Below are 7,859 nucleotides of genomic sequence, written 5' to 3' on the forward strand. Positions count from 1 at the left end.
AGAGCAGCCAGCAGCCGCTCGGCTTCCTTCTGAGGACGCCTGTTAGGCCTTTCCCCTTTCCCGGATTTCTCGTTGCGAACCGGAACGGGCGCATGACGTCTTCGAACGGCCAGTGCGGTGCCCAGCGCAAGCGCCAGCGTCACTGCAATTCCACCCCCGGCGTAAACCCATTCTTGGCTTAGAACAGGGTTTCCGTTCGTGTCCGGTAAAGGCGTTTGTTCTGCGGCAGCAGGAGGAGCAACCGTTGACACCGTAACCGGACCCTCAACCTGTATGGCTTCAGCCGGAATTGTTGCAGTTCTTTCTTCCCCGGCTTCCGTGTCCCACCACTTCAGGGCAATTTCCGGCAGCACTACCTCACCACCCGACGTTGGAACGATGGAGGTGACAATTTCCCGCCTGCCGACGGTTCCTTCGTCCGTGTTGAATTCGTCGGAAGTGTCCCCGTCAACATAAATCCGTGCACCGTCCGGGCTTGTAAACTCGAGATCGGGCAACTGTTCAGGCCTGGCACCCAATGCCAGGATACTCACCTTGCGCGTCACCGCTTCACCGACCTTGAACTCGGGCTGATCGGGTTGCCAGGACGAAATCAGTTCTACGGCTTTAGCAGGCAGAAACCACTGTTCGTCTCCGGTGGCCGTACCACCTTCGACGCTCATCTTGATTGCGTCGGAACGAGCGGCGAAGGGCTTACCCGGTGAGAACATGTCATCGAACAGACTGCCGCCAAACCCACCTCCCCCAAAGGCACTCCCTTTGAAGGGGAAATCGTCAAAGAGCGACCGCCCCATCCCCATGCGGTCAAAGGGGCTCTGCCGCGCGTTCGGGTCTTTCACCTCGCCACGAATGACAAAGGGAGCAATCGTCAACTCACCTGTCTTTTGAGGTCGCAGCATGTACTGGCGCTCGATCACCGTCACCGGTTTCCCGTCCCGCATGATCTGCGAGGTTCGCTCATCACCATTGGGCGTGAGTTCAAAGGCCGTATCGCTCGGAGCGATCAATTCAGCACGTTTCAACGGAACCGATGTTTCGATCCGCACGGTCAGGGGGATTTCCTGATAAAGATAGTGATGGTCACCCTGCAACAGCGCTTTAACCGCAACACCCTGAACGCCTTGAGATTTCGGCAGGTCTGCCTGATCGACCACCGACAGGGTCAAGGGCCTGCTGCTGGCACCATCGAAGGAAAGTTCTGGAATGGTCAGTTGTCCTTTCTGTTTCGGTGACAGGGTAACGATCCAGCTTTGCTGTTGCGACTGACGACCATTGATGATCTGTGCCTGCATCGAGCTCGACGTTCCCAGAACGTTAAACTCCTTCTGCAACGGAGCAAGATCCGGCATGGCCGCGCCACTTCCATCGGTGGAAAGCGTCAGCTGAAACTGATCACCGACTGCAACCTTGTCCGTATTGATACGCGCATTCAGGCTTGCCGCCAGAGCGCCATGGCTCACCGCAAGCGTGAGTGCGGCTGCAAGCAGGGCTTTTTTGATACCGGTTCGTTTCATGGTTTCAACCTCACTTACTGGGCAGCGCGAAGCCGCGCATAATGTTGATGGATACGGGCTCGGAGTAGTCCTGACGGATCGTCCGGCACCCGGCGCAGCTGCTGTTCGACGGCCTGGTCAACCGGTGGCGGAGTCCGCGAATAGGCTTCTGCGACCGGTTCGTCCTGGTCATCGCCATTGCCGGAAAGCGCTTCTGAAAACAGGCGCGAAAGCACGTTTTCTTCCTGCAAGTTGTCCGGCTGCACCTCGGTTTCAGCAGCATCCGCTGCCTGTTGCCCCATGCTCTGCTGCAAATCTTCTGCTGCAGCCTGTGTGGCGTCTTCCGCCATTTCGTTTGCAGCCTGTTCGTCTGCTTGCGCTTCAGCCTGATTCAAGTCCGATGTGTCAGCTCGCTGCTCCATATCACCTGCTTCCTGACCAGCAGCCTGATCTTCGGTCTGCTGCTCGTCACCCGGTTCAGAGCCTGCAGGGTTATCCGCCTGTTTCTGTTGCGGTTGAGCTTCTTCACCGGACTGCTGTTCAACTTCCGAAGCATCTGTCTGCTGTTGATCCGACGGTTGTTCACCGGATTTTGCTTCATTGGCTTTTTGATCGGAGACCTGATCCTGCTGCGCCTGGTCACCACCGCTTTCCTGCTCGGCCTGTTGACTGTCGGACCCGGAACCTTGCTGCTGATCCTGCTGACCAGCCTGATCCTGGGATGACTGCTCCTGGTTTTCCTGACCCTGCTGACCCTGCTGACCTTGTTGATCCTGTTGATCCTGTTGATCTTGTTGATCTTGTTGATTCTGGTTTTGTTGCTGCTCCTGCTGATCCTGGTTTTGCTTTTCTTCTTGTTTTTGTTCTTCCAGAAGTTTGGCAACGAGATCGCGATTGAACTGTGCATCCTCATCGGCGGGGGCAACCTCCAGAGCACGGTCATAGGCTTCAAGAGCTCCTTCAAGATCTCCCGACTTGGCCAATGCATTCCCAAGATTGTAGTCCCGCTGCGGATCCTCCGATTGCGAATAGGCTGCAACGGCAGCTTCGTATTCGCCCGCGCGATAAGCTGCGCCTGCCTGCCATTCAGGAACATCGAAGGTTCTGGCAGCGCTTTGATAATCGCCGTTCCGGAAGGCCGTGTGCGCCTGTTGATCGCGAGTCGCCCACAAGTCGTCCCATGCGCTGGCGGTCGCCTGCTGCGGTTGTGCCAGAAGGCCGGCTCCGACGACCACGATCCCCATCAGCACGCCACGCCGAAAAACAAAGGGGGCCAGGAGAGCCGGAATGATCAGCAGCCAGTAGCCCATATCCACCCAGCTGTCTGTCCGGAATTCGTTTTCATTACCGGCGGAGTGCATGGACTGGCCCTCGATCGGTAACAACCTGTTGAGATCCGCGTCCCCTGCTGTGACCATGGAGAACTTGCCGCCACCGGCAGTTGCCAGATCTTCCAGGCTTTCTTTGGAAAGCATGGTCATGAAGGTTTGTCCTTCGCTGTTGCTGATTGCACGCCCGTCAGCTGTCTGGAGGGTCGCTCCATCCTCGGTTCCTGCGGCAAGTACGGACACGCTATAGCCTGCCCGGCTTGCAGCGCTGGCCGCTGCAAGACTTGCCGCAGTGTCGCTTCCCGCATTGTCAGCTATGACGATGATCTGTCCGCGGCTCGCGTCGGCTCTTTCCAGAACCTGCTGTGCTTCCCCGATCGCGAGATCCAGCCTGTTGCCAAGAACCGGCATCAGTGACGTGGAAAGTTCCGGCAGCATCTGTTCGATGACCCGCGCATCGTTCGTCAAAGGTGCGGCAACGAACGGGACATCCGAATAGATGACCAGACCTCGCTCGTCGCCTTGCGTTCGCGCCAGAATATCCCGAAGCTTGTGCACCGACCTTTTCAACCGGCTGGGCGTCAGGTCGTTGGCGTTCATGGACTGTGCCAGGCTCAGCACTGCAACGACGGGTTCGCCGCCGGTGAAGGACGGGACATCCGATTTCTGCCAGGTCGGTCCGGCCAGTCCGGCAATCACCAGAACGACAGTCGCGAAGGCCGTTGGCGCAATGAACCGACTGCGGCGTTGCTTGCCACCACGCACCGAAAGATGCGAGAGCAGATGTGCGTCGACATACCGTGACCATGTGCTGCCGGCACCACGGAAGCGACCATTCCACAACAGCACGGCCAGAACCGCCGCCGGCACCAGAGCCCATAACCACTCGGGCCTGAGAAAATGAAAGTTTTCCGGCAAGAAAGTCATGTCAATCAGCCTCCGACTGCGCCATGGCGCCGTGAAAGTGGTGTTGGGGTAATCAGGATCAGAGCGAAAAGTCCGGCCAGGACCAGAGCAACGCCCGCCGGCCAGTAGTAAAGGGCGATCTCCGGGCGGATATGCACCGGCTCGCCTGCAACAGGTTCGAGACGATCGATTTCACGGTAAACCGTCGCCAGGCCGCTGACGTCTGTTGCCCGGAAATACTTGCCACCGGTCATATCCGCGATTTCCGTCAGAACGCCTTCATCGAGGTCCGCTGATGGATTGACCAGCTGCCGGCCATATCCGGTATCGACCATCATCGAATTTGCGCCGACGCCGATCGTGTAGATCTTGATGCCAAGTTCCTGTGCAAGGGTCGCGGCCTTTAGCGGCTCCATCACACCGGAATTGTTTGCACCATCAGTCAGGAGCACCAGAACACGACCGTTTTCCGGGCGATCCTTCAGCCTTTTCAGCGAAATCGCAATCGCGTCGCCAATGGCGGTTTTCTGCCCGGTCAAACCAACTTCGGCCTCGTCCAGCAGGTCGCGAACCGCGTCCCGGTCGAACGTCAGGGGTGCCTGCAGATAGGCCCGGTCGGAAAACAGAACCAAACCGACCCGGTCTCCCTTCCGGCTTTCAATGAACGTGTCGGCTGTCGATTTTACAACGTGCAATCGGGTGGAAGGACGGCCACCGACTTCAAAATCCTGCTCATCCATCGATCCCGACAGATCAATGGCCAGCATCACGTCACGGCCTTCCGCTGGAAGAGGCACCTCCGGACCGACAAAGGCAGGGCGTGCCAGAGCGGTCACAAGCAATACCCAGATGAGCGATGCCAGAACCAGTTTCCAGGCGCTGCGATTCTCGGTTCCCGCACCACCGGCGGCCGCACCGAATACGGATTTGAAGAACGGAACACGCAACGCACCGGATACACCCGGATCGGCCGGTTTCAGGAAAAAGCGAAGGATGAATGGCAGCGGTAACGCAAGAAATGCCAAGGGCCACAGGAACGTAATCATGCGAACCTCCTGATCCAGCGTTCGGCCGCCTCGACCAGAACTTTCTTGTCTGCATCGGATGCAGGTTTTGAAGGAGCGTAGGGAGCCTGTGCCAGAAGATCCGCCGTCTGCTGCGGCATGCCGTTCTTGCCCGAGCTCAGATAGTCAGCCCAGTCACGATCGCTCAGAATGCCGACACTGTGCCCCTTCAACCGTATGGCAACGCGGCGCAACAGGGCGGACACGTCGGTTGCCAATGCCGAGAAGTCGACCGGTGTTTCTTTTTGGCGAAGCGTTTCAAGTTCTTTCAGGGCTGCATATCGGACCGTCCGTCGACGCAGGATCGACCACGTCGTAACGGCAGTACACGCCGCCAGAATGAAGGCTGCTACCGCCCACCATCCCGGAGCCAGCGGCCACCAGGAAACAGGGGCCGGAAGTCGGATGTCCCGCAACTGGTCAAGCTGAGCCAGAATGTGTGGTGAGAACTCTGGTGTCATGACGACCTCCGTCCAGGCTCTGTCCCTTTGACATAGAGAAGTGATTTCGGATCATCAGGTGTCGATAGAGCATGGAACGCCATGGCCCGCTGCCGACATGTCAGCTCCAACCGTTCGCGCCGGTCGCAAAAGGAATCGGAATAATCCTTGAGGGCATTCCGCTTCAGGCCGGACAGTGAAACAGCCCTGCTGCCATCGCTGATCCGCCCCCCCTTCGGTGGCAATTCGCTGTCAAGCGGATCGCTCACCATGATGTTGGTGACATGCGGGCTCTTGGACAGGCGCCGCAACTCCTGTTCGCAACGTTTGTCGAAATCCGAAAAGTCACTGACGATAAAGGCCAGCGCACCCGGCCGGCATTCATGCCGCAATCTGCGAATGCCGTCGGCAAGTGCCAGTTCCTTGGCGGTGTTCCGGTCCTGACGGGTTTCTTCAGAGATTGCTTCGATAAATCTCAGCACCGCGCGGCGTGTCCGTGCACCGCGAAAGTCCCGGACGCCATGTCTCGTCAGAATGAGGCCACCGACCCGGTCACCGCCATCATGGCCGATCCAGGCCAGCTTGGCTGCGATTTCGGCCGCGAGATGCGACTTGAACCGCACCCGGCTGCCGAATTGCATCATTTCGCGCAGGTCCAGCAATATATGAACCGGTCGTTCCCGCTCCTCCTGGAAGAGTTTGGTGTGAGTACGACCTGTCCTGGCGGTCACTTGCCAGTCGATACTGCGGACATCGTCTCCCGGCTGGTATTCCCGGGACTCGGCAAATTCCATCCCCCGGCCTCTGAAAACCGAGCGATTGGTTCCCCATTGATGTGTGCTGACGCGGCCGGACGGCGCAAAACCCGATGTTGCCCTGGGTGGGCGGGCACGGATCAGTTCCGCCGTGCTTGCTTCCACGCCCGCCGCATATGTGCGGTGTTCCGTCATAATCTATCCTCAGCTGACCGGGACGCGATCGATAAGCGCATCGATGAAACCGTCACGTGTTTCACCGTCGGCTTCCGCTTCAAAACTCAGGATGATCCGATGCCGCAATACGTCGTGAAGAATGGCCTGCACGTCCGCCGGGGTCGCAAAATCAGAACCACGCATCCAGGCGTGAACCCTGGCACAGCGATCAAGCGCAATCGTGCTGCGCGGAGATGCGCCATAGGCGATCATGCGAGACAGGTCCTCTCCATACGCACCGGGTTTGCGGGTCGCCTGAACAAGCTGGATGATGTATTCGGTCAGCGCTTCGGAAACATGCGTTTCCATTGCCTGCCTGCGCGCGTCAAAGATTTCGTCGACACCGATCTTGCGCTCGGGTTTCCGGATCTCGCCAAATGTTTCGCCCCGCACCAGTTTCAAAATGTCGCGTTCGGCTTCAGCTGACGGGAAGTCGACATTGACCTGAAGAAGAAAACGGTCGAGCTGTGCTTCAGGCAGCGGATAGGTGCCTTCCTGTTCAATCGGGTTCTGGGTCGCGAGCACCATGAAGAGATCGGGCAGTTGGTGCGTGGTGCCCCCCACGGTAATCTGCTTTTCCGCCATGGCTTCCAAGAGCGCCGATTGCACCTTGGCTGGGGCACGGTTGATTTCATCAGCCAGGATCAGGCTGTTGAATAGCGGACCTTCCTGGAAATTGAACTCACCGAGTTCGGCACGATAGACGTCCGTTCCGGTCAGGTCGCTCGGCAAGAGATCCGGCGTGAACTGGACACGCTTCGCGTCGCAGTCGATAACTTCCGAGAGGGCATTAACGGCCTTGGTTTTCGCCAGACCCGGAGCCCCGACGACCAGCACATGGCCATCGCTGAACAGGCCGAGCAGGATGCGGTCGACGAACTGTTGCTGTCCGATGATCCGCGAGTTCATGAAATCGCGCAGATACTGGGCAACATCACCTTTGGTGCTTGTCGTGGCAGCAGAGACATGCAGGTTCATAATCAGACGTCCTTTCAAAATGTGACGTCGCGGTCGCCGGAAACGTACTGCTCGGTAGGCATTTGCGCCCGACAGACATCCGTTTGCCGCGGTTTGAATTCGGTGTTGGAACGCGAACCTGCTGCGAAACCTGAAAATGTATGGATCTTCGTCTTCAACACCCTTGCGGCATTGCGCAGTGAAATCGGCAGTTTTCCGATCATACGAGCCATACTCCTCCGATACCCGACAGCAGGCATTTGCTTGAACGCAATGGAGAATGGGGTGCGCGCTTTAACTGCGCCTGTTGCGAAGTTTAATTATAGTTGAGAATTCAGATCCCGACTTCGCGCGCAGTCTGGACACCGTCGCCCGGAACTGGAGTTCTATTGAAATTTCAGGAATTTGAATCGGTCGCGGACCGCACGGGAAATCTCATGACGACACGCAGTCCTGGTCCGGCACTCTGCAAGGTGACCGTTGCTCCGTGGTGCTCACTGATTGCGGCAACCATCGCAAGCCCCAATCCGCTACCCGGTTTGGTACGGGCACTGTCAAGCCGTTCGAACGGTTTCAACACCCGTTCCTGATCGTCTTCCGGAATTCCTGGACCATTGTCCGCGACACTGAGAACGATATCGGGATTTTCCTGATGACAATTCACGACGATCGACGTGCCCGGAGGACAATGTTCAATCGC

The 7,859-nt window shown here is 57.8% G+C and carries 8 protein-coding genes; all 8 read right to left on the minus strand.

What is annotated here, in order from left to right; translation table 11 throughout:
• A partial coding sequence (locus tag K5905_RS21960; protein ID WP_297587771.1) for a BatD family protein occupies positions 1 to 1,514 on the minus strand: 1,514 nt, incomplete at its 3' end.
• Positions 1,515 to 1,528: 14 nt separating this feature from the next.
• Positions 1,529 to 3,748 carry a VWA domain-containing protein gene (locus tag K5905_RS21965; protein ID WP_297587773.1) on the minus strand — a complete coding sequence of 740 codons (2,220 nt, stop codon included), beginning with the start codon at positions 3,746 to 3,748 and terminating at the stop codon, positions 1,529 to 1,531.
• 5 nt (positions 3,749 to 3,753) lie between these two features.
• Positions 3,754 to 4,773: a VWA domain-containing protein gene (locus K5905_RS21970; RefSeq protein ID WP_297587775.1), complete on the minus strand. Its 1,020-nt coding sequence runs from the start codon at positions 4,771 to 4,773 to the stop codon at positions 3,754 to 3,756.
• A complete protein-coding gene (locus tag K5905_RS21975) occupies positions 4,770 to 5,252 on the minus strand; it encodes a DUF4381 domain-containing protein (protein WP_297587777.1) in 483 nt (160 codons plus the stop codon). Before K5905_RS21975 ends, K5905_RS21970 begins: the two co-directional genes overlap by 4 nt.
• Entirely contained in the window at positions 5,249 to 6,181 is a 933-nt protein-coding gene (locus K5905_RS21980) for a DUF58 domain-containing protein (protein WP_297587779.1), read from the minus strand. The genes K5905_RS21975 and K5905_RS21980 overlap by 4 nt, the downstream gene beginning before the upstream one ends.
• 9 nt (positions 6,182 to 6,190) lie before the next feature.
• Entirely contained in the window at positions 6,191 to 7,180 is a 990-nt protein-coding gene (locus K5905_RS21985; protein WP_367187006.1) for an AAA family ATPase, read from the minus strand.
• 14 nt (positions 7,181 to 7,194) lie between these two features.
• Positions 7,195 to 7,383 (minus strand): hypothetical protein, encoded by a 189-nt coding sequence (locus tag K5905_RS21990; RefSeq protein WP_297587782.1) that lies wholly within the window; start codon positions 7,381 to 7,383, stop codon positions 7,195 to 7,197.
• 173 nt (positions 7,384 to 7,556) lie between these two features.
• Positions 7,557 to 7,859, minus strand: a 303-nt coding sequence (locus K5905_RS21995; RefSeq protein ID WP_297587784.1) for a sensor histidine kinase, incomplete at its 5' end; no start/stop codon positions are given.

Origin of the sequence: Roseibium sp., from assembly GCF_025698965.1 — a bacterium.
In the GTDB taxonomy this organism is placed as follows: domain Bacteria; phylum Pseudomonadota; class Alphaproteobacteria; order Rhizobiales; family Stappiaceae; genus Roseibium.

Excerpts from the sequence above, each read along its gene's own strand:
- K5905_RS21965 (WP_297587773.1), bottom strand. The coding sequence starts at position 3,748 with ATGACTTTCTTGCCGGAAAACTTTCATTTTCTCAGGCCCGAGTGGTTA.
- K5905_RS21970 (WP_297587775.1), bottom strand. The coding sequence starts at position 4,773 with ATGATTACGTTCCTGTGGCCCTTGGCATTTCTTGCGTTACCGCTGCCA.
- K5905_RS21975 (WP_297587777.1), bottom strand. The coding sequence starts at position 5,252 with ATGACACCAGAGTTCTCACCACACATTCTGGCTCAGCTTGACCAGTTG.
- K5905_RS21980 (WP_297587779.1), bottom strand. The coding sequence starts at position 6,181 with ATGACGGAACACCGCACATATGCGGCGGGCGTGGAAGCAAGCACGGCG.
- K5905_RS21985 (WP_367187006.1), bottom strand. The coding sequence starts at position 7,180 with ATGAACCTGCATGTCTCTGCTGCCACGACAAGCACCAAAGGTGATGTT.
- K5905_RS21990 (WP_297587782.1), bottom strand. The coding sequence starts at position 7,383 with ATGATCGGAAAACTGCCGATTTCACTGCGCAATGCCGCAAGGGTGTTG.